The sequence below is a fragment of the Kribbella lupini genome (genome assembly GCF_039529595.1).
Taxonomy (GTDB): Bacteria; Actinomycetota; Actinomycetes; order Propionibacteriales; family Kribbellaceae; genus Kribbella; species Kribbella lupini.
In genome coordinates, this window is record NZ_BAAANC010000003.1 from 483,913 (window position 1) to 504,239 (window position 20,327).

Annotated in this window: 21 protein-coding genes and 1 pseudogene; 14 read left to right on the top strand and 8 right to left on the bottom strand. The window is 70.0% G+C overall.

The window, feature by feature from the left end; translation table 11 throughout:
- Window positions 1-23 precede the first annotated feature (23 nt).
- The 4 genes from ABD235_RS28440 to ABD235_RS28455 form a co-directional block, all read right to left on the bottom strand.
- Entirely contained in the window at window positions 24-506 is a 483-nt protein-coding gene (locus ABD235_RS28440) for a winged helix-turn-helix transcriptional regulator (RefSeq protein ID WP_344179659.1), read from the bottom strand.
- Between the two features lie 13 nt (window positions 507-519).
- On the bottom strand, window positions 520-1,755 hold the full coding sequence (locus ABD235_RS28445; protein WP_344179660.1) for an MFS transporter: 1,236 nt from the start codon (window positions 1,753-1,755) through the stop codon (window positions 520-522).
- Window positions 1,756-1,815: 60 nt separating this feature from the next.
- A complete protein-coding gene (locus tag ABD235_RS28450) occupies window positions 1,816-2,589 on the bottom strand; it encodes a helix-turn-helix transcriptional regulator (protein WP_344179661.1) in 774 nt (257 codons plus the stop codon).
- 86 nt (window positions 2,590-2,675) lie between these two features.
- Entirely contained in the window at window positions 2,676-3,122 is a 447-nt protein-coding gene (locus tag ABD235_RS28455; RefSeq protein ID WP_344179662.1) for a hypothetical protein, read from the bottom strand.
- A gap of 204 nt (window positions 3,123-3,326) precedes the next feature.
- Here ABD235_RS28455 and ABD235_RS28460 point away from each other — a divergent pair.
- The 3 genes and pseudogenes from ABD235_RS28460 to ABD235_RS28470 form a co-directional block, all read left to right on the top strand.
- A pseudogene (locus ABD235_RS28460) lies at window positions 3,327-3,473 on the top strand (helix-turn-helix domain-containing protein); the annotation flags it as partial.
- Between the two features lie 240 nt (window positions 3,474-3,713).
- Window positions 3,714-4,709 (top strand): hypothetical protein, encoded by a 996-nt coding sequence (locus ABD235_RS28465; RefSeq protein WP_344181362.1) that lies wholly within the window; start codon window positions 3,714-3,716, stop codon window positions 4,707-4,709.
- Between the two features lie 10 nt (window positions 4,710-4,719).
- A complete protein-coding gene (locus ABD235_RS28470; protein WP_344179663.1) occupies window positions 4,720-5,856 on the top strand; it encodes a branched-chain amino acid aminotransferase in 1,137 nt (378 codons plus the stop codon).
- A 387-nt stretch (window positions 5,857-6,243) separates the two neighbouring features.
- Here the strand turns inward: ABD235_RS28470 and ABD235_RS28475 are convergent, their stop codons facing one another.
- Window positions 6,244-7,533 (bottom strand): DUF2254 domain-containing protein, encoded by a 1,290-nt coding sequence (locus ABD235_RS28475; RefSeq protein ID WP_344179664.1) that lies wholly within the window; start codon window positions 7,531-7,533, stop codon window positions 6,244-6,246.
- A gap of 198 nt (window positions 7,534-7,731) precedes the next feature.
- Between ABD235_RS28475 and ligD the strand changes: the two genes are divergently transcribed.
- Entirely contained in the window at window positions 7,732-8,742 is a 1,011-nt protein-coding gene (gene ligD, locus ABD235_RS28480) for a non-homologous end-joining DNA ligase (RefSeq protein ID WP_344179665.1), read from the top strand.
- A 90-nt stretch (window positions 8,743-8,832) separates the two neighbouring features.
- On the opposite strand, the gene ABD235_RS28485 is transcribed toward ligD, so the two are convergent.
- Window positions 8,833-9,438: a TetR/AcrR family transcriptional regulator gene (locus tag ABD235_RS28485; protein WP_344179666.1), complete on the bottom strand. Its 606-nt coding sequence runs from the start codon at window positions 9,436-9,438 to the stop codon at window positions 8,833-8,835.
- An 85-nt stretch (window positions 9,439-9,523) separates the two neighbouring features.
- On the opposite strand from ABD235_RS28485, the gene ABD235_RS28490 reads away from it, so the two are divergent.
- Both ABD235_RS28490 and ABD235_RS28495 read left to right on the top strand, forming a co-directional pair.
- The gene (locus tag ABD235_RS28490) at window positions 9,524-10,921 is read left to right on the top strand and encodes an FAD-dependent monooxygenase (RefSeq protein ID WP_344179667.1); all 1,398 of its coding nucleotides are present in this window, start codon (window positions 9,524-9,526) and stop codon (window positions 10,919-10,921) included.
- A gap of 4 nt (window positions 10,922-10,925) precedes the next feature.
- Window positions 10,926-11,369, top strand: coding sequence for an NUDIX domain-containing protein (locus ABD235_RS28495; RefSeq protein ID WP_344179668.1), 444 nt, complete (start codon window positions 10,926-10,928; stop codon window positions 11,367-11,369).
- Here the strand turns inward: ABD235_RS28495 and ABD235_RS28500 are convergent.
- Window positions 11,354-12,448, bottom strand: coding sequence for a lipid II:glycine glycyltransferase FemX (locus ABD235_RS28500; RefSeq protein ID WP_344179669.1), 1,095 nt, complete (start codon window positions 12,446-12,448; stop codon window positions 11,354-11,356). The genes ABD235_RS28495 and ABD235_RS28500 overlap by 16 nt on opposite strands.
- A gap of 165 nt (window positions 12,449-12,613) precedes the next feature.
- Complete coding sequence (locus tag ABD235_RS28505; protein WP_344179670.1) at window positions 12,614-13,684, bottom strand: substrate-binding domain-containing protein; 1,071 nt, start codon at window positions 13,682-13,684, stop codon at window positions 12,614-12,616.
- Window positions 13,685-13,787: 103 nt separating this feature from the next.
- Between ABD235_RS28505 and ABD235_RS28510 the strand changes: the two genes are divergently transcribed.
- The 8 genes from ABD235_RS28510 (at window position 13,788) to ABD235_RS28545 (ending at window position 20,323) form a co-directional block, all read left to right on the top strand.
- Window positions 13,788-14,168, top strand: coding sequence for a MarR family winged helix-turn-helix transcriptional regulator (locus tag ABD235_RS28510; protein WP_344179671.1), 381 nt, complete (start codon window positions 13,788-13,790; stop codon window positions 14,166-14,168).
- Window positions 14,169-14,267: 99 nt separating this feature from the next.
- The gene (locus ABD235_RS28515) at window positions 14,268-15,914 is read left to right on the top strand and encodes a purine-cytosine permease family protein (protein ID WP_344179672.1); all 1,647 of its coding nucleotides are present in this window, start codon (window positions 14,268-14,270) and stop codon (window positions 15,912-15,914) included.
- Window positions 15,911-16,213: an urease subunit gamma gene (locus tag ABD235_RS28520; protein WP_344179673.1), complete on the top strand. Its 303-nt coding sequence runs from the start codon at window positions 15,911-15,913 to the stop codon at window positions 16,211-16,213. The genes ABD235_RS28515 and ABD235_RS28520 overlap by 4 nt, the downstream gene beginning before the upstream one ends.
- A 10-nt stretch (window positions 16,214-16,223) precedes the next feature.
- Complete coding sequence (gene ureB / locus ABD235_RS28525) at window positions 16,224-16,538, top strand: urease subunit beta (RefSeq protein WP_344179674.1); 315 nt, start codon at window positions 16,224-16,226, stop codon at window positions 16,536-16,538.
- Complete coding sequence (locus ABD235_RS28530; RefSeq protein ID WP_344179675.1) at window positions 16,531-18,234, top strand: urease subunit alpha; 1,704 nt, start codon at window positions 16,531-16,533, stop codon at window positions 18,232-18,234. The genes ureB and ABD235_RS28530 overlap by 8 nt, the downstream gene beginning before the upstream one ends.
- Window positions 18,234-18,899: an urease accessory protein UreF gene (locus ABD235_RS28535; RefSeq protein ID WP_344179676.1), complete on the top strand. Its 666-nt coding sequence runs from the start codon at window positions 18,234-18,236 to the stop codon at window positions 18,897-18,899. The genes ABD235_RS28530 and ABD235_RS28535 overlap by 1 nt, the downstream gene beginning before the upstream one ends.
- On the top strand, window positions 18,892-19,656 hold the full coding sequence (gene ureG / locus ABD235_RS28540; protein WP_344179677.1) for an urease accessory protein UreG: 765 nt from the start codon (window positions 18,892-18,894) through the stop codon (window positions 19,654-19,656). Before ABD235_RS28535 ends, ureG begins: the two co-directional genes overlap by 8 nt.
- On the top strand, window positions 19,640-20,323 hold the full coding sequence (locus ABD235_RS28545) for an urease accessory protein UreD (protein ID WP_344179678.1): 684 nt from the start codon (window positions 19,640-19,642) through the stop codon (window positions 20,321-20,323). The genes ureG and ABD235_RS28545 overlap by 17 nt, the downstream gene beginning before the upstream one ends.
- The last annotated feature ends 4 nt before the right edge of the window (window positions 20,324-20,327 follow it).

Consider the following 20,327-nt stretch of genomic DNA (forward strand, 5'->3'; position numbering starts at 1 on the left):
TCTCGACCGGGCCCGTTGTGCTGTCACCGCCAGGTACTGCGGTCCGACGGACCACCAGGGATCGGCTCGAAGACCACTTCGTCCTCCGGCACTTCCGATCCTTCCTCGTCGACGAAGCCGACCGAGACCAACCCTCCGTTGTGGGTGTCCCGCCGGAGCACGGTCGGGCCATCGGCCCGCGGTACGTGCACGTCACCCCACTGCTGCAGCGCGGCCAGCACCAGCTTCAGATCCTCGCCCGCCTCGGTCAGGTGGTACGACGACCGCACGCGCTCACCCTCGTCGCGGTAGTCGCGCTTCTCCAGGATCCCGCCCTCGACCAGTGCGCTCAGCCGGCTGGTCAGGATGTTCGGGGCGATCCCCAGCACCTGCCGGAACTCCGCGAACCGGGTCGACCCGAAGTGCGCCTCGCGCACGATCAGGAAGGCCCAGCGATCGCCGACGATGTCCACCGCGCGGGCGATCGAGCAGTTCGGCACGGGCCGGACCTTGGTCTGCGGGCTCATCAGGCTTGACTCCTTACAGCGTGGACTTCTGGAGGGCCGGTACGACGCCGGCGACGGCGAGCACGATCAGGCCCAGCGAACCGATCACGATCGTGCCGAGCAGCAGCGCCGTACTCAGCCCGGACGCCGTCGCCACGATACCGAGCGCGAGCGCGATGGCGCCCTGCAAGATGTAGGCGACGAGGTAGACCGCCGCGACCGTGCCACCGCGGTGGTGGGCCGGGGCGTTGGCGTTGATCAGGCCGAGTCCGCCGGAGAACAGCAGTCCGTACGCGATGCCCGCCAGGCCCGTGGTGACCAGGAAGACCGGCAGCGAGTGCGCGTGGGCCGAGTACTCCAGCAGGGCCAAGGCGCCGAGTGTGATCACGGCGCCGACGAGGACGAGCCGGCGCGGCGGGAAGCGGCGCGCGACGATCGCGGTCACGCCGATCAGCACCGAGGTGATCGACAGGATCAGGCCGATCGTGAACACGTTCTTGGTGCCGATCAGCTGCTGCGCGATCTGGGCGCCGAGGGCCAGGAAGACGGAGCCGAACGCGTACGCCGTGGTGACGGCCGCGGCGGCGCCGGCGTACAGGGTGCGGATGCCTTGCGGTACGGCGATCGGGCGCGGGCGCCACTTGCCGCGGCTCTCGTCCTTGGTGTGGCGCGGGAGGCGCCAGACGAAGCCGAGCAGGCCGACGATCACCGCGAGCAGGACCCAGAAGTCGAGGTGCAGCGGGAGCGGCGCGTACTGGATCAGGCCGCCGCCGACGATCGTCGCGAGGGCCAGGCCGGCGGCTGTCGCCGCGGTGACGACCGACGAGGCGCGCGAGGCCTTGCCTTCGGCGCTGAACTCGACGGCTGCCGCGGTGGCCGCGGTCAGGGCCATGCCGACGCCGGCGCCCATCAGCGCGCGGCCGGCGTACACCCAGCCGACCGAAGGGGCGACCGCGAAGAGCAGGACTCCGGCGAGCATCGCGCCGACGCCGTACAGCATGGTCGCGCGGCGGCCGATGTAGTCCGAGAGCTGACCGAAGACCAGCAGGAAGGCGACCAGGACGACCGGGTAGACGGCGAAGATCGCGGTCGTGGCGGTCGGGGTCAGGTGCCAGGTCCTGGCGTAGAGCGGGTACGCCGTGGTGGGGGCCGCGCTGGTCCACAGGCTGATCGCGGCGACCGCGGCAGCGGTCCAGAAGCTGGCCCTGCGGCTGAGCGGCTTGGTTTTGCGGCGGTGCGCGACGGTGGCGGGGAGTTCGAGTGTGGTCATGCTGACTTGAACACCCTCGATAGCAAAATGCTACCCAGGCTCTGTGGTGATGTGCGCCACTCAGATCCAGCGGCGGCGGGCCGCTTGGACGCCGGCCTGGAAGCGGGTCTGCGCTCCGAGCGACTCCATCAGCGCCCGGACGCGGCGCTGCGTCGTCCGCGGACTGATCCGCAGGCGGCGGCTGATCATGTCGTCGGTCGCACCGCCGGCGAGCAGCAGCAGAATGTCGCGGTCGTGCGGCCGCAGCCCGTGGAAGTCGCCGTCGAACGGCAGCGCCGGCATCGGGATCGCCAGCGCCCAGAGCATCTCGAACGTCGCGATCAGTCCGTCCAGCAGCCCGGACGAGCGGATCAGCAGGTGCTGCTCGGACGGCGACCGCTTGGTCAGGCCGATCAGCGCGGTGTCGTCGTCGCCGACCGCCATCTTCAGCGGGATCTGCGCGAGCACCCGGCTGCGCTCCCCCGCCGCCTGCAGCTCGGGCAGCACCCCCATGATGTCCTCGCTCTCGAACACCTCGGTGCCGTAGATCGCGCGGTACCCGATGCCCGCCTTGAGGCGTTCCAGCTCCAGCGCCTGCTGGGTCGAGGGCGGTGTCACGTACGGCGGGCGGTCAAGCACCCGAACCTCGCGCTGGGCGTCCTCCTGGAGCTGCTCGTACGCCCGCAGCAGGGTCGGCCCGTCCTCGATCAGCTCCACCTGGTTGCCGGTCAGCACCGGCTTGCCGCGCGACCCCCGGAGCTCGTCGGCCACACTGCGCAGCCTGGCCAGCTGCTCGTCGAGCTCGTCCAGCGGATCGGTGCGAACCGGCGCCGGCCCCTCCACCTGTTCCTGCACCCGCCACCACTCCATATTTCGTGCACGATTCAGTTCGGACAGCTCAGAGTAGACCTCCGGCTCGACGGGCTGACAGCGTTGTCTCGTCAGAAGCCGCAGTCCAGGCACGGCCAGCACCCGCCGCAGCGGACGCACCGCCCGTCCACCCCGGGAGCCGGCAGGTACGGCAGCGGCCGGCGGGCGGGCTCTGCCGGCCGCTCGTGACGCCGCTCGGCCTGTTCGCTCGTCAGGGGCTGCTCGGTCATCGCGGACTGCTCGGTCGTCACGGACTGCTCGGTCGTCACGGGCTGGTTGGTCGCCACGGGCTGCCGGCTCGTCAGGGGCTGCTCGCTCCACCGCACCTCGGTACTGCCGTCGCGGCCGTGCCCGGCGAGCAACGCGTCCAGTCCGCCCGACCACACCGAGACAGCGGTCCCCTGCCCGCACCACCGCACGGCCACCACCCCATCCGCCCACAGCACCCCTTCCGCCACCGCGCCACCACCGTCGGACCGCACCAGCCAGAAGGCCCGCGGCGGCCCCTGCTGTGACATCCCCCGTGTCATCCCCTGCCGGTCCACACCACCAAGGATCACCACCGCCCACTTGCCCTACCAGGTGTGATCTGTGGGCTCTCCGAACAGCCCACAGCCCCCAGCTCGTCGGTGTGCTCGCTGTGCCCACTTTCTGTCGGTAGGCCCTTGTAGCGTTCCGGACACGCACCGCAACCACCGGGCGTGAGCAGTGGGGGAGGACCTGTGGCCGAGACAGCACTGGAACCGTTCGGCGTACAGCTGAGGAGGTGCCGCCAAGCAGCCGCCCTGAGCCTGCGCCAACTGGCAACCCGCGTCGGTTACGACCACAGCTACCTCTCCCAGGTGGAACGAGGCCGCCGCCCCGGCTCCGCCCACCTGGCTCGCCTGTGCGACAGAGAGCTGGCAGCAACCGGCAGCCTCACTCGGGCCTTCCACCAGCTCCACCCGGCCGAGAGCCCGTCTGCCATCACAACCGCGTCGACACCAGCCGGAGCAGGCCCTGCAGCCGGCGGCCTCACCGCCTCTTCCGGTGCGGAGCTGCTGGAGGCTGTGCGTCACAGCGTGGCCGGAGCTTTCGGACAGTCGTCGAGGAGCGCCGAATGGGCCGGCGTGACCGCTGCCTATGCGGGTGACTTCGGCACTACGCCGGCGGCCGAGCTCCTGCCCGAGCTGACCGCCGACCTCGACCTCCTGCACCGTGCGGCAGACTCCGACCTCGCGGTGCCCGCCGCCGAGCTCGCCGTACTGATCGCCCTCACGCTCACCACGCTGGGCCGATCCCGGGCCGCCGAGCGTTGGTGGCGGACGGCCCGCGCGACCGCCGACGGCTCCGGCGCGCGGTGGATCGCCAGCCAGACGAGGAGCTGGCAGGTCATCAGCAGCTCGGCCGAAACGGTCGGAGCGACACCGGCCGGCAGCTCAGCGGCGACGAGAACGGCGGGCCCGCAGCAGGTGCGCGTATCCAGCGGAGTCGGCGTGCGGCACGCAGGCACCCCTGAAGCTGCGGTGCTCTGCGCGGGCTCCTCCGCTGGTGGCGAGCTACTGGAGCTGGGCGTCGAGGCGCTCACTCTGGCCGAGCACCCCCGGGACCAGGCTCGTGCGCTGGCCGCGCAGGCTCGGCTGCTTGCCGTGCTCGGCCGACCTGAGGAGGCGCGGCAAGCGGTGCGCCTGCTGCCGGACGGGATCGACAGCTCGGGCTCCGTGTTCGGCTGGGCGTCGTACGAGCCGCCGAGCGTGGAGAGCTTCGTGCACACGGTGCTGGGCGACACGGCTTCGGCGTACGTGGCGCTGGATCGGGCGCTCGGGTTGTGCCCGGCCGAGCGACGCCGGGAGGAGGCTGAGCTTCGGCTGTTGCTGGCGGAGTGCCTGGTGCTGGACGGCGACGTGTCGACCGGGCTGGCGATGGCGATGCGGACTCTGGTCGAGCTGGAGGACCAGTGGCACAGCCCGGCGTTGTACGCCGCGGGTGGGCGGGTGCTGGCCGCCGTACAGGGCGGGGAGCTGACCAGGCCGGCGGTGCGGGACTACCGGGAGCTGCTGCGGCGCAGACCGTTCGCTGGCCGGAGTGTGGGCAGTGGGTCGAACACTGGGGAAGGGCAGGGGTAGCGTGCCGAGAGTGACGACAGCAGAAGATGCGGTGACAGTGACGGACGCGTGGGACTTCCAGCTGGAGCTGCGGAGCGATCCCGCCAGTGCAGCGGCTCGTGCGGCGGTGCTGGACAAGCCCGGCTTCGGTCAGGCCTTCACCGACCACATGGTGGTGGCGAACTGGTCGGCCGACCGCGGCTGGTTCGACCAGAAGGTGACGGCGTACGCACCGCTCAAGGTGAGCCCGGCGGCCGCCGTACTGCACTACGCGCAGGAGATCTTCGAGGGACTGAAGGCGTACCGGCACGAGGACGGCTCGGTCTGGTCGTTCCGGCCCGAGCTCAACGCGGCCCGCTTCCGCCGGAGCGCGCGGCGGCTCGCACTGCCACAGGTGGAGGAGCAGGACTTCCTTGCCGCGCTGCGCGCGCTGCTGACCGTCGACGAGGCATGGGTGCCGGAGACCGGCTCCGGTGAGAGCAGCCTCTACCTGCGGCCGTACATGATCGCCACCGAGGCGGCGCTGAGCGTGCGCCCGGCCAACGAGGTGCTGTTCGGTGTGATCGCCTCACCGGCCGGCGCGTACTTCGAGACCGGCCCGAAGCCGGTGTCGATCTGGCTGACCACCTCGTCGATCCGCGCGACTCCCGGAGGGACGGGCGCGGCCAAGTGCGGCGGGAACTACGCCGCCAGCCTGGCCGCGCTGGCCGAGGCCGTCGCCAACGGCTGCGACCAGGTCGCCTTCGTCGACGCCGTCGAGCGGCGCTGGCTGGAGGAGATCGGCAGCATGAACCTGTTCTTCGTGCAGGCCGACGGCACGATCGTCACGCCCGAGCTGTCCGGCTCGATCCTCGAGGGCGTCACCCGGACGTCGGTGATCGACCTCGCCCGCGACCTCGGCCACACCGTCCTCGAGCGCCGCGTCTCCGCCGACGAGTGGCGCGACGGCGTCCGCTCCGGCGACATCACCGAGGTCTTCGCCTCCGGTACGGCGGCCGTCATCACCCCGATCGGCCGCCTCGCCTGGCCCGACGGCGACGTCGTCATCGGCGACCACACCGTCGACCACGGCGTCGGCCCGACCACCGCCACCCTCCGCAAGACACTGCTCGACCTCCAGTACGGCCGCATCCCCGACGACCACAACTGGCTGACCAGGCTGGTCTGAGCAAGCCCGCCTGGTCTGAGCCCGCCTGATCTGAGTCCGCCCGCCTGGTCTGAGTCCGCGCCGGTCGAGAGGCGGGCTCGGACCACGGCTCGGAGGTCAAGGCCACGGGCCGGATCCAGGGACCTTGAACAGGAAGCGGGACCCTTGAACAGGCTATTTGGTGTTCACGGTCCCCGGTGGGTGTGCAAGGTCCCGGCCGGACGACGCGGTGGGCGGCGCGGGCGAGCCGAGGCGACCCGGGGCGAGCCGGGGCGGGGCGGGGCGGGGCGAGCCGAGGCGGGGCGAGGCGAGGCGGGGCGAGGCGGGGCGAGGCGTCGTACCGGGGGTCGCGGATGGCGGGACTGTCGTGCGGTCGGGGAGACAGACGACTGCAGGGCGAGCGCCCGATCACCTGTGGGCCGGTTCGGAGGCCAGGGTCGGTTGGGGTGTGAGGTCAGGCCCTGAACCGATGCCCTGCTGGTCGGGGGTCAGTGCGGCGTACCGGTCGGGGCCGTCGTCGAACTGGTCCTGGACCGCGGCGGTCAGGAGCTCGATCTCACGGTCGAGGGCCGGCTGCCGGTCCGGTGGTGCCACGGTCTTCAGGTCGTGGAGAGCGGCGAACAACCGGCGTGGGATCTGCGGTGAGGAAGCACCGGCCAGGCGGAGTTCGTCGAAGACGAGCCGTACGTAGCCTTCCCAGCTCATCACGCGTTCGACGAGCCGGACTTCGCCTGCTGCGTCCCGGTGCTGACCGGTGGGGAAAGGCCGGATCGCCAGCTGGCGCAGGCTGTCGTGCAGGCGGTCGATCACCATGACGGCGGTGCTGGGGTCGCTGAACGGCTGGGCGATCCCGCGCTCGGCGATGTCGACGAGCTTGCGGAAGCCGTACGCCGGGTCGTCGCCGTGGGTGCGTTCGGCCGCGAGGACGACGAGCTCGACCAGGTGCGCGTGGTCCAGGCGTACAGGTTCTCCGTGGATCCGGAGCAGCGGTGCACCGACGGGCACGAAGTCGCCCATCATCGGGACCAGTTCGAGCACGCACCCGGCCTCGCGAGCGGCGGCGACCAGCGCGGGGCGGTCGAGGTCGACCACGATTCCAGGCTCCGGGCACACGACGACGTCCCCCGCGCTCGACGCGACGTCGTCGGCCGGGTAGAGCCGGTCGATCTGTTCGTGGAGGTGGTCGCCGACCAGGTCGATCAGGCCGGCGGCCCGCAACGAGTTGCCGGCGTGGTGGATGTAGAGGAACAAGGCGGCGATGCTCGCCAGCATGAGCAGGTAGGCCACCAGTACGGTCAGGCCGGGGACGGAGCCGTCGCCCACGGCGTTCAGTTCCCGCTGGGCGAGCATGGCGAAGGTGAACGTGGAGGCGAACAGCCCGTACGCCAGCTGGCTGGCGCGGTCCTGCAGCAGGGCCCGTACGATCCGCGGCGAGAACTGGCCCATGGCCAGCTGCACGGCCACCGTGGTGACGGTCAGGACGAGCGTGGTCAGCGTGACCATGGCCGACGCGATCGTACTGAGGATCGACGACACCGCGTCGGGCTTACCGGTAATGCTGGTCGGCACGAGCTGGTCGTCGAAGGCCCGGTCGACGGCCACGGTGATCAGCGACAGGGCGATCGCGCCGAGGACGCACAGCAGGGGAACGATCCAGAGCTCGGCTCGCAGGCGGTGACGGGCACGCAACGACGGCATCGTCGACTCCTCTCGCAGTGAGCCGCGCGCCCTCGTCGCCAGGCGACGGCCTGCTTCGTGGTGTTGTGCTGCAGCAGGGGATGACGCCTGGTACCCACCGAACGCGCCGACATGCAGGACCGCCGGCCTCTTGCGCGGTTGCCGGCCACGCCGGGTGGCGCGGTGCCGGATGTCCGTCGGGGCGGTTAGGTTGAGTTCATGGCGGAGTCCTCAGCGGGGTCCACGGGTGCGGCCAGGAAGAAGGCTGCCAAGAGCAAGTCGCCGGCGATCGAGCTCGAGGTCGGGGAGCGCATCGTCCGGATCTCGAATCCGGACCGGGTGTACTTCCCGGCGCGGGGTGAGACCAAGCTCGACCTGGTGAAGTACTACCTGTCGGTCGGGGACGGGATCGTGCGCGCGCTGCGGGAGCGGCCGTGCATGCTGCACCGGTTCCCCGACGGCGTGGCCGGCGAGAAGGTGCACCAGAAGCGGTTGCCGAACGGCGCTCCGGACTGGATGGAGACCGTGCGGGTGAAGTTCCCGCGCTACAACCGGACCGCCGACGAGCTGTGCGTCACCGAGGTCGCGCACGTCGCCTGGGCGGTGCAGATGTCGACGGTCGAGTTCCACCCGTGGAACAGCCGGCGCGCCGACACCGAGAAGCCCGACGAGTGGCGGATCGACCTCGACCCGATGCCGGACTGCCCGTTCGACCGGGTCCGCCGGGTCGCGCACGTCACCCACGAGCTGCTCGACGAGCTCGGCGCGGTCGGCTACCCGAAGACCTCCGGCGGTTCCGGCCTGCACGTCTACGTCCGGATCAAGCCCGAGCACGGTTTCACCGACGTACGGCGGGCCGCGCTCGCGTTCGCCCGTGAGGTCGAGCGGCGCGCGCCGGACGACGTCACCACCACCTGGTGGCGCAAGGACCGCGACCCTTCCAAGCTCTTCGTGGACTTCAACCAGAACGCGAGAGACCACACGATCGCCGCGGCGTACTCGGTCCGCGGCAACCCCGAGGGCACCGTCTCGACCCCCATCCGCTGGGACGAGATCGACGACGTCGAGCCGCGCGAGTTCACCATTGCCACCGTTCCCGCGCGGTTCGCCGAGCTCGGTGATCTGCACGAGACGATCGACGACAACCCGTACACGCTCGACACGCTGCTGGAGTGGGCCGACCGCGACGAGCGCGAAGGCGCGGAGGAACCGCCTCCGCCGGAGGAGTAGTCGCACCGCCCTCTCCCCAGGAACTGTGGATGGAGTGGGGAAGAGGGCGCGCCGGGCCCTTGCTGCGGTCGGCTGCTGGGGTCCTCCGGGTCAGCTCCCCGCGAACCCGTGATGAAGCAGGTCGGTCAGTAGCTCGATCGCCTCGTCGTCGGCGATCGTGCGCCCGTCGGCGGCGTTGACGACCAGCCACTGGTAGGCGAAGCCCTCCATCAGCGCGTTCATCGCCGAGATGTGCAGCGTCGGGTCCGCCGGCGGCGTCGGCAGGTGGGCGAAGTGCTCGACCATGTGGGCGTCGTCGTCGGCCATGATCTGCTGCAGCCGGCTGCCGAGCGCCGGGTCGACCATCGACGCCTGCTTCAGCGCGACCATCTCCGGCAGGTGCTGCTGGTAGAACCGCCAGAACATCGCCACGTGCCAGCGGATCGCCGCCCGGTCGCTGAAGTCGGCGGAGTGTTCCGCATCCTCGAGTACGACGTCGTCGGCCTCGGCGAGCATGTCGGTGAGCAGCGCCTCGAGCAGCTCTTCCTTGCCGGCGAAGTGGTTGTAGAACGAGCCGGTCGCCCGCCCGGCCGCCGCGGTGATGTCGGTGATCTTCGTGTTCAGATACCCGCGCTCGGCGAACACCTCGCGCGCGGCCTGCTTCAGCGCGGCCTCGGTCCCGGCCGCTTTCGCCTGGCGACTTCCGGTCAGCACCACGACCACCTCCTTGACAGCGAAGCCTAGCGACGTACAAACTGAATATAGATTCAGTGAATCACGATTCAGTGAAATGGAGAAGACGATGAGCGTACTGATCGCCGGCGCCGGACCGACCGGGCTGACCCTGGCCATCGACCTGGCCCGCCGCGGAGTCGCGGTCCGCCTGGTCGAGCAGGCCACGGAGTACTTCGAGGGATCCCGCGGCGACGGCCTCCAGCCGCGCACGCTGGAGGTGTTCGAGGACCTCGGCGTGCTCGACGAGGTGCTGGCCCAAAGCCTCGAGATGCCGCCGCTGAAGGTGATCATCGACGGCCGCTTCGTCCAGGAACGCCGGATGGGCGCGATCGTCGAGGCCACGCCCGACTCGCCTTACCCGAACGGCCGGGGGCTCGGGCAGTCACGGACCGAGGCGATCCTGCGCGACAAGCTCGCGTCGTACGGCGTACAGGTCGAACTCGGCACCGGTCTCGAGACCTTCACCCAGACCCCGGAGGCCGTGACCGCCCGGCTGTCCACCGGCGAGACGGTGACCGTCGACTACCTGGTCGGCGCCGACGGCGGCCGCAGCACGGTCCGCAAGACGCTCGGCATCCCGTTCGTCGGCACCACCGACGAGTCGATCCGGATGCTGCTCGGCGACGTCGCGGCCGACGGGCTCGACCACGACTTCGGGTACTGGTTCGCCCAGGGCAGCAACCCGATGAGCGGCATCGTCATGACTCCGCTGTCCGGCGGCGACCAGTTCCAGTTCGGTACGCCGCTCGACGACGAGCAGGTCGACCCGACCCTGGAAACCCTGCAGGAGCTGGTCGACCGGTACGCCGGCCCCGGGGTCGCGAAGCTCCGCGATCTGACCTGGTCGACGATCTGGCGGCCGAACATCCGGCTGGCCGAGCGGTTCCGCGACGGGCGTGTGTTCCTGGCCGGCGACGCCGCCCACGTGCACCCGCCGACCGGCGGCCAGGGCCTCAACACCGGCGTCCAGGACGCGTACAACCTCGGCTGGAAACTTGCCAGCGGCAACGAGGAGCTGCTCACGTCGTACGAGACCGAACGCCGGACCAACGCCGAGCGGGTGCTCGGGATCAGCACCGGCCTGCTGAAGAAGTACCAGGACGGCGACGAGCGCGCCCACGAACGCGGCCGGGACACCCGGCAGCTCGACATCACCTACCGCGACCTGGACGGCACCGCCGTCCTGACCACCGGCGACCGCGCACCGGACTCACCGCTTGTCGACGCCCAGGGCAACAAAACAAGGCTCTTCGAGCTCTACCAGGGTCCGCACGAGACCCTGCTCCGCTTCAGCCCGACCGGCCCCTCCGACCATCCCCACGCGGTCGACATCGCCCGCGAGGCCCCGACCGCCAAGGCCTACACCTCACCCGAAGCCTTCACCTACTACGACGCCCACGACGGCGACGAGCTGCTGATCCGCCCGGACGGCTACGTCGGCCGGGTTCAGCGCGTCCTACGATGACCGGGTGCACTTCACGGAGTACCACACGCGGCTCGCGGCGTACGCGCTGATCGTCGACGACACCGAGCGGGTCCTGCTCACCTGGTACAACGGCAGCGGTCGCGGCGAGGCGTGCTGGTCCCTGCCCGGCGGTGGAGTCGAGTACGACGAGACCGTCGAGGAGGCGGTCGTCCGCGAGGCCCTCGAGGAGACCGGGTACGACGTGGTCCTGCACGAGCCGTTGGCGGTGCACTCGTTCACCGGCCCCGCCGAGCCGGACCGGCCGCTGCCGTTCAAGTCGGTGCGTATCGTCTATCGCGCCACCGTCGTCGGCGGGAGCCTCGGCACCCTCGAGGTAGGCGGCACGACGGACTACGCGGAATGGGTCGCCGTGGACGACCTCGAAGGTCCCCGCGCGGACATCGTCGATGTCGCCCTCGCGGCTTGGCGAGGTCAGCGCGCCCGGTAACGTCGCATCGCGTGGTGCAGCGTCTGGTTGACGACGCCGGGCAGCGTCAGTTCCCACTCCCCCAGCGTCTCGACCACGTCGCCGCCGGTGCCGAGCTTCCACCGCAGCAGCCCGAACTCGCGCCGCTCCGGATCGAGGCAGTCCGAGATCCCGCGCATGTCGTAGTACGCGGCGCCGTGCTTGAACGCGTCCTGCATCATCCGCCACTGCAGCGCGTGGCTCGGCCGGACATCGCGCCGATGGCTCGCCGACGCGCCCGTCTGGTACCAGACCCGGCGCCCGACCACGTTCATCGTGTGCGCGGCCAGCACTTCCCCCTCGTACGACGCAAGGTACAACCGCATCCGCCCGTCGGCCTCGGCGTTCAGCGCCCGGTACTGGCGCTCGTAGTAGCCGAGTGACCGCCCCAGCCGGAAGCCGTTGCGCTGCTCGGTGGTCTGCAGCAACGTGTAGAACGTCGGCAGATCGCCGGCGTCACCGATCCGGGTCTCGATGCCGGAACGCACCGATTTCTTGAGGTTTCGCTGCCACTCGCTGTTCATCGCGGTGAGGACCCCGTCCAGCGAGGGCAACGGAACATGGAAGACGTACCGCGGCTGAGCATCTCCGCCGTCCGCGCACCGGGTCCACCCGAGCGACCGCAGGCGATCGGTCACCGACGACCCGACGGGCTCGACCAGATCCGGCAGGACGTCGCCGATCCGCAGCGACGGTCCCGCTGCGGCCTTCAGCGTCGAAGCTTTCCACCGCCGCAAGTCAGGCGGCGGACCGACCCGTACGGCGAATGCGCCCGCCTCGACAAGGTGCTCGACCAGCGGCGTGAGCCACCGCTCCAGCGACGCGTCGGTCCAGTCGATGTCCGGCCCTTCGGGCAGGTAGGCGAAGTAGCGCTTCAAGCCCGGCACGGACCGGTAGAGCACGAGCGCCGTACCGACGATCTCGTGGTCGGCGTCGCGCCAGGCCAGCAACTCCGGCCGCCAGTCGGGCTTCACCTGCGCCCACGACGGGTTCTGCAGAAAACTCCGGCCGCCGTACAGCTCGCCGGCGGCCAGGTACGTCACCGTGTCGACGGCGCCCACCGTCAGCCGGGTTTGTCGAGTCGGACTCAGAGTCGTGGCCAGCACAATGCACCCCCGGGGTCGATGTGATCGGCATCCCTTGTACACAAAGACGTTCGCACCGGTCCGAAAAGTTCTGTGCGTCGTCAACTGTTCAACGCCGCGAACCAACCGGAGTGTCACAGATCAACTGAGCCGGGTGATCCGATCCTCGATCCGGAACCGCACCCCGTCGGCCGCGGCCAGGTAGACGTCCTGGTCGAGCAGGTTGCCGTCGAGCCGCAGCAGCCCGCGGGGACTGCTGTAGAACTGGCCGCTGCCCATCGCCGCGACGTCCGCGATCGCGACCGATCCGGCGACCTCGCCGAGCCGGGCCAGGAACTGGATCGCTTCGTAGCACGACTCGCCGACCGCGTTCAGAGCCGGAGCCCAGGCTCCGAACCGTGCGTAGTAGTCGCGCGCGAACTCGCTGCTCTCGACCGTCGCCATGCCGTCGAAGTACGCCGCCGCGGCGTACAGGCCGTGGTTCGCGCCGGCACCGGCGCCGAGCAAGGTGTTCTCCTCGACGGCCGGGCTCAGGCGGACGAGCCGCTCGCTCAGCCCGGCCCGCGCGAACTGCCGGCTGAAGTGCACCGCGTCCTGACCCATCAGCAGCATGATCACGCCGTCCGCCGTACTGCGGTCGATCGCGCGGAGCACGGCGCTGAAGTCCGTCGTCCCGAGCGGGACGTACGACGTACCGATGATCTCCGATCCCGAACCCCGCAAGGCCGAAGTCGCCACTCCGCCGGTGACCCGGGGATAGACGTAGTCGTTGCCGACCACCACCCAACGCCGGACGCCGTGCTGGTCGCGCAACCAATGGGCCGCGGGCAACAACTGGTTGACCGGGCGTTCGCCGAGCATGAAGACGCCCGGCGTGTCGTCGCGCCCCTCGTGCATCGCCGCGAACGCGTAGACGACCCGCCGGCCGATCCGCTGCGTGAGGGCGACCCGCACCGCGGAGATGTGCCAGCCGGCGACGGCGTCGACTCGGCCGGAGTCGACCAGCCGGCCGACTTCCTCGGCGACCACGGCGGGCGCGCGGCCGGCGTCGACGTGGACCAGCTCGACCTGACGGCCCGCGATCCCGTTGCGCGCGTTGAGCTGCTCGACGGCGAGCTGACCGCAGGCCAGGCAGGACGGGCCGTAGATCCCGGTCGGCCCTTGCCGCGGCACGACGAAGGCGATCGAGATCACCTCCGCGGCCCCTGGCATGCCGACCAGTGTGGTCCAACGGGCACCGGTTTTCCGAGCGCTGCGTTATATTCACCGCACCGTGAGACGGTGGGCGCCGTCGTACCGGCTACCGGGGAGGACCATGTCGACCAGCCTGCTCCTCCTGCTCAAGCAGGCCGAGCGCCGGATCGAGCTCGGGCTGCTGCCGGAGCTGGACGAGTTCGAGCTGACGATCGAGCAGTGGCGGGTGATGTCCGCGCTGCACGAGGAGCCGGGCCTGCCGATGACGACGCTCGCCGAGGCCGCCGTCCTGCCGCCCGCGAGCCTGACCCGGCACGTCGACAAGCTGGTCGAGCGCGGGCTGGTGCTGCGCCGGGTCCATCCCGAGGACAAGCGCCGGGTGGTCACTGCGCTCTCCCCGGTCGGCGCGACCGTGGCCGAACGCTTGCGCGCCGCCGAGCTCCGGGTGGAGCGCGCCCTGACCGTCGACGGTTTACTTCCAGATGGAAATACAAGAACGTAGCGGTTGCGTCATCTGCCGGTAACAGACGGTTCCTAGGTTCCTTCCATTCGGGTGCATCGACTGCACCACCCGCCTGAAGGTGCCCGCCAGGAGTTCGTGATGACCGTGGAACCCTCGCTCGACCAGCGCACTGACCCACCCGCTCCCAGTACGGCGACCCGCGAGACGCTCGAGGACTACACGCTGCGGTTCGCGCCGCGCAGCTACCGCAAGTGGTCGACCGGCGTGGTCGGCGTCTCCGCGCTCGGCGGCATCGCCTACCTGGCCGACTTCGCGATCGGCGCGAACATCGGCATCTCCTACGGCACCACGAACGCGCTGTGGGGAATCGCGATCTTCGCCGTGGTGATCTTCGCGACCGGTCTGCCACTGGCCTACTACGCGGCGCGGTACAACGTCGACCTCGACCTGATCACGCGCGGCAGCGGCTTCGGGTACTACGGGTCGGTGGTGACGAACGTGATCTTCGCGTCGTTCACGTTCATCTTCTTCGCCCTCGAGGGCTCGATCATGGCCCAGGGCCTCGAGCTCGGGCTCGGCGTCCCGCTCTGGCTCGGGTACGCCGTCTCGACGCTGGTGATCTTCCCGCTGGTGATCTACGGGATGAAGGTGCTGTCCACGCTGCAGGTCTGGACGACGCCGCTGTGGCTGGTGCTGATGGTGCTGCCGTTCGGGTACCTGGTCGTGTCGCACCCCGAGTCCGTGTCGTCGTTCTTCGACTACCAGGGCGAGAACGGGCAGGGCGCGACCGACGTCGGCTCGATGCTGCTCGCCGCCGGGGTCTGCCTGTCGCTGATCGCACAGATCGCCGAGCAGATCGACTACCTGCGGTTCATGCCGCCGAAGACCCCGGAGAACTCACGCCGCTGGTGGTCGGCGGTGCTGCTGGCCGGACCCGGCTGGGTGATCTTCGGCGCGCTGAAGCAGGCGATCGGGCTGTTCCTGGCCGTCTACCTGATCGCGAACGTCGCCGACGGCGCGTCGGTCGCGAACGAGCCGGTGCACCAGTTCCTGGAGATCTACAACGGCTTCCTGCCGGGCTGGCTGGCGATGACGCTCGCCGTCGTACTGGTGGTGATCAGCCAGATCAAGATCAACGTCACCAACGCGTACTCCGGCTCGCTGGCCTGGACGAACTCCTACACGCGGCTGACCCGGCACTACCCCGGCCGGCTGGTCTTCCTCGGCCTCAACCTGGTGATCGCGCTGGTGCTGATGGAGGCGAACATGTTCGACTTCCTCAACACCATCCTCGGCTTCTACGCCAACTGCGGGATGGCCTGGATCGTGGTCGTTGCCTCCGACATCGTCTTCAACAAGTACCTGCTGAAGCTGTCGCCGCTGCGGCCGGAGTTCCGGCGCGGCATGCTGTACGCCGTCAACCCGGTCGGCTTCGTCTCGATGACGGTCGCGGCGGGGGTGTCGATCCTGGTCTTCTTCGGGGGCCTGGGGCCGGTCCTGAAGCCCTACTCGCCGCTGGTCGCGATCGGGCTGGCGCTCGTGCTGCCGCCGGTGCTGGCGGTGGCGACTCGCGGCCGGTACTACCTGCGTCGTACCGACGACGGGATCGACCTCCCGATGTTCGACGAGCACGGCAACCCGTCGGGCGCCGTACTGACCTGCCACGTCTGCCGGCAGGACTACGAGCGGCCCGACATGGCCGCGTGCGCGACCCACTCGGCGTACGTGTGCTCGCTGTGCCTGAGCACCGACAAGGTCGCCGACCACGTGCTGCCCGCGTCATGAACTTCACCCCCAGCGAGGTCGAGAAGCTCCTGCTGTCGGTCGCGGGCATGGTCGCCCGCGACCGGCTGGCCCGGGGTGTCCCGCTCAATCACCCCGAGGCCGTGGCCTTGCTCAGTACCTGGGTGATCGAACGGGCTCGTGAAGGAGCGCTGGTCGCCGAACTGATGGAGAGCGGGCGGACGGTGCTCTCGCGCGACGACGTGATGGAGGGCGTCGCCGACCTTCTCCACGACGTCCAGGTGGAGGCGACTTTCCCGGACGGCCGCAAGCTCGTGACCATTCACCACCCGATCATCTGAGGAGCTTCCCGTGTCCACTGAAGGCCCTGGTGCCATCCGGGTTGCCCCCGGCACGATCGAACTGAACGCCGACCGTACGCCGTCCGAACGGCTGCGGCTGGTGATCCTCAACACCGGCGATCGTCCCGTGCAGATCGGCTCGCACCTGCACCTGCCCGACGCCAACTCGGCGCTCGCCTTCGACCGCGAGGCCGCCGACGGCTTCCGGCTCGATCTTCCGGCCGGAACCTCCCAGCGCTTCGAGCCTGGGGCGTCCCGCGAGGTCGCCGCGGTCGCGCTGCGCGGGCGGCGCGTCGTACCGGGTCTGCAGGTCAAGCATGGTTGAGATCTCGCGTGCGGCGTACGCCGCTTTGTACGGACCGACCGTCGGCGATCAGGTGCGACTGGGTGACACCGATCTGTGGGTGGAGGTGGAACGGGACCTGACGGTCGGCGGTGAAGAAGTGGTGTTCGGCGGTGGGAAGTCGATTCGCGAGTCGATGGGTCAGGGGACGACGACGCGGGCCGAAGGTGCGCCCGACACGGTGATCACGAACGTGCTGGTGGTCGACTGGTGGGGCATCGTGCGCGCCGACGTCGGAATCCGGGACGGTCGGATTGTCGCCCTCGGCAAGGCGGGGAACCCGGACATTGCCGACGGCATCCACCCGGACCTGCGGATCGGTCCGTCGACGGACGTGATCGCGGGCGAAGGCCGGATCCTCACCGCCGGTGGGATCGACTCGCACGTCCATCTGCTGTCGCCGTCGCAGCTGCACGAGGCGAGCGCGTCGGGGATCACCACGATCGTCGGCGGTGGGACCGGGCCGAGCGAAGGGTCGAAGGCGACCACTGTCACTCCAGGCGCCTGGCACCTTCAGCAGTTGCACCGGGCTCTCGACGACTTCCCGCTGAACGTGCTGCTGCTCGGCAAAGGAAACACCGTCAGCGCCGAGGGACTTGCCGAACAGGCGCTGGCGGGCGCGGCCGGTTACAAGGTCCATGAGGACTGGGGCTCGACCCCCGCGGCGATCAACGCGGCTCTGCAGGCCGCCGACGACTGGGGCCTGCAGGTCGCCTTGCACGCGGACTCGCTGAACGAGGCCGGCTTCGTCGAGTCCACGCTGGGCGCGATCGCCGGTCGGTCGATCCACGCGTTCCACGTCGAAGGTGCCGGTGGTGGGCATGCGCCCGACATCCTCTCCATCGCGGCGTACCCGCACGTCATCCCCGGCTCGACGAACCCGACGCTGCCGCACACCGTCAACACCGTCGCCGAGCATCTGGACATGCTCATGGTCTGCCACCATCTCAACCCGGAGGTGCCCGAGGACCTCGCCTTCGCCGAGTCCCGGATTCGCGCGACCACGATCGCGGCGGAGGACGTCCTGCACGATCTGGGTGCGCTGTCGATCACCTCGTCGGACGCGCAGGCGATGGGGCGCATCGGTGAGGTGATCACGCGGACGTGGCAGGTCGCCCACGTGATGAAGCACCGTCGAGGACGGCTGGACCTCGGTGCGCCCGCCGACAACGATCGGGTCCGGCGGTACGTCGCCAAGTACACGATCAATCCGGCAATCGCCCATGGCATCGACCACCTGGTGGGGTCGGTGGAACCCGGCAAGCTGGCTGACCTGACTTTGTGGGAGCCCGCGTTCTTCGGGGTCCGGCCCGCCCTGGTGATCAAGGGCGGGACGATCGCGTGGGCCGCGCTCGGCGATCCGAACGCCTCGATCCCAACGCCGCAGCCGGTGCTGATGCGGCCGGCCTTCGGGGACGCGATCGGCGCGCGGACGTCGTACTCGTTCGTCGCTCCGGCGGCGCTCGAGAACGGCCTGGCCGAGCGCCTCGAGCTGCGGCGCGAACTGCTCGCCGTCCGCCCGACGCGCGACGTCGGCAAGGCGCAGATGAAGAACAACGACGCGTTGCCGTCGATCGAGATCGATCCGGAGACGTTCGCGATCACCGTCGACGGCGACCTGATCGAGCCGGCGCCGGCCGATCGGTTGCCCCTCGCCCAGCTGTACCAGATGTTCTGATGGGCTCCCCCGAGCTCGTCGCGATGATGCTGGCCGACGCGCGACTTCCCACCGGCGGTCATACCCAGTCCGCCGGCTTGGAGCCCGCGGTTCGCGCCGGACTGGGGGCTGACGGCAACAAGCTGGCCGAGGTCGAGCAGTACGCGCGAGACCGGCTGCGCACGGTGACGCGCGTGGAGGCCGGCACGGCGGTGGTCGCTCGTCAGCTGACCGAAGAACTTGCCGCTCTGGAACACGCCTGGGCGGCCCGCGTTCCCAGCCAGGCACTTCGCGAGGTTTCGCGACGCCAGGGCCGTGCGTACCTTCGACTGGCCGGCCGGGTCTGGCCGCAAGTGCTGCATCATCTGCAAGCTGACGCTGAAGTGCCGCGACCGATCGTCGTCGGCGTAGTTGCCGCGGTCAACGGGTTGTCCGCAGCGCAGACCGCCCGACTGGTCGCGTACGACGACGCGCAGACTGTCGTCGCGGCGTCGCTCAAGCTGCTGCCGGTCGATCCGCTCGACGCGGCGTGCTGGTTGGCCGCGGTACACCCCGACATCGAGGACCTGGTCGCCGACGTGGCCGGGCTGACGCGGGCGGCCGACGTACCGGCGTACGGGGCTCCGCTGATCGACGTGTTCGCTCAGAACCACTCCATCGAGAGAATGAGGTTGTTCCATGCCTGAGTCCAGCAGGTCGTTCCGGCTCGGTGTCGCGGGACCGGTCGGTACCGGGAAGAGCTCGCTGATCGCCACCGTCTGTCGCGAGCTCGCCGCCGAGCTGCGGCTCGGCGTGATCACCAACGACATCTACACCGACGAGGACGCGCGGCTGCTGCGCTCGGCCGGGGTGCTCGACGCCGAACGGATCCGCGCGGTTGAGACCGGCGCCTGCCCGCACACCGCGATCCGCGACGACGTCACCCCGAACCTGATCGCCGTCGAGGACCTCGAACGCGACTTCGCCCCGCTCGACGTCGTCCTGGTCGAGTCCGGCGGCGACAACCTGACCGCGACGTTCTCCCCCGCGCTCGTCGACGCCCAGATCTTCGTCCTGGATGTCGCGGGCGGTGGGGATGTCGCCCGCAAGGGCGGACCGGGGATCGCGCGCGCCGATCTGCTGGTGGTCAACAAGACGGATCTGGCGCCGTACGTCGGGGTGGACGTTCCCCAGATGGTCGCCGACGCGGAGGCCGCGCGCGCCGGGAAGCCGGTGCTGGCGCTGTCACGCACCGACCCAGAGTCGGTCGCCGAGCTGAAGCGCTGGGTGCTGGAGATGGCGGCGACGGTGCGTGGGGGTGGACATGTGCCGGTCGATCCGGGCCCGATGGCGCCGCACTCGCACGTGGGCGAAGACGGCGAGGTCCTCACCCACGTGCACAGCACGAGCGGCGCGCACGCCGATGCCGATGCGGGCGTTGGGTTGCATGCTCACTCGCATTGAGGTTGCTGCCGATCCGGTGCGGGATCGGTGTGTGCTGCGGACCGGCGACCTCTCCCCCCGGCGGTTGCCGGCGCCGTACGGCGTGGTGCGGGTCGCGCTGGTTGCCGCAGGTGCGTTGCTTCTTGCCGGGGACGAGGTGCGGATCGAGGTGGTTGCCCACGGCAAGCTCCGGCTGGAGATCGTGGAGACCGCCGGCACTGTTGCGTATGCGATGCGAGGTGGGTCGGCTCGGTGGAACGTGGACGTCACACTGACGGACGGCGCCGAGCTGAGCTGGCACGGGGAGCCGTTCGTCGTCGCCGAGGGGGCTGATGTCGAGCGGTCGACTTCGGTCACGCTGGGCGAGGGCTGCCGGGCGACGCTGCGGGAGTCGCTGGTTCTCGGGCGCCACGGCGAGGCGGGCGGGCGTCTGCGGACGAGGATGCGAGCAGCCACTGCCGAGCGGTGCGGCGAGCTGTTGGTGGAGGACTTGGATCTGTCGCCTGGCGTGCGCTCGGGATGGGCTGTACTGGGCGACGCTCGATGCCTCGACAGCATCACCACCCTCGGACATCGCCTCCCGGAGGCGCCGCAGACGCTGCAGCTCGAAGGCCCGGGCTCGATCGCACGCCGGTTGGTCAGCGAGCAGCACGCGAGCGACCTCGGAACGCTCTGGTCCGACGCCTAGGATC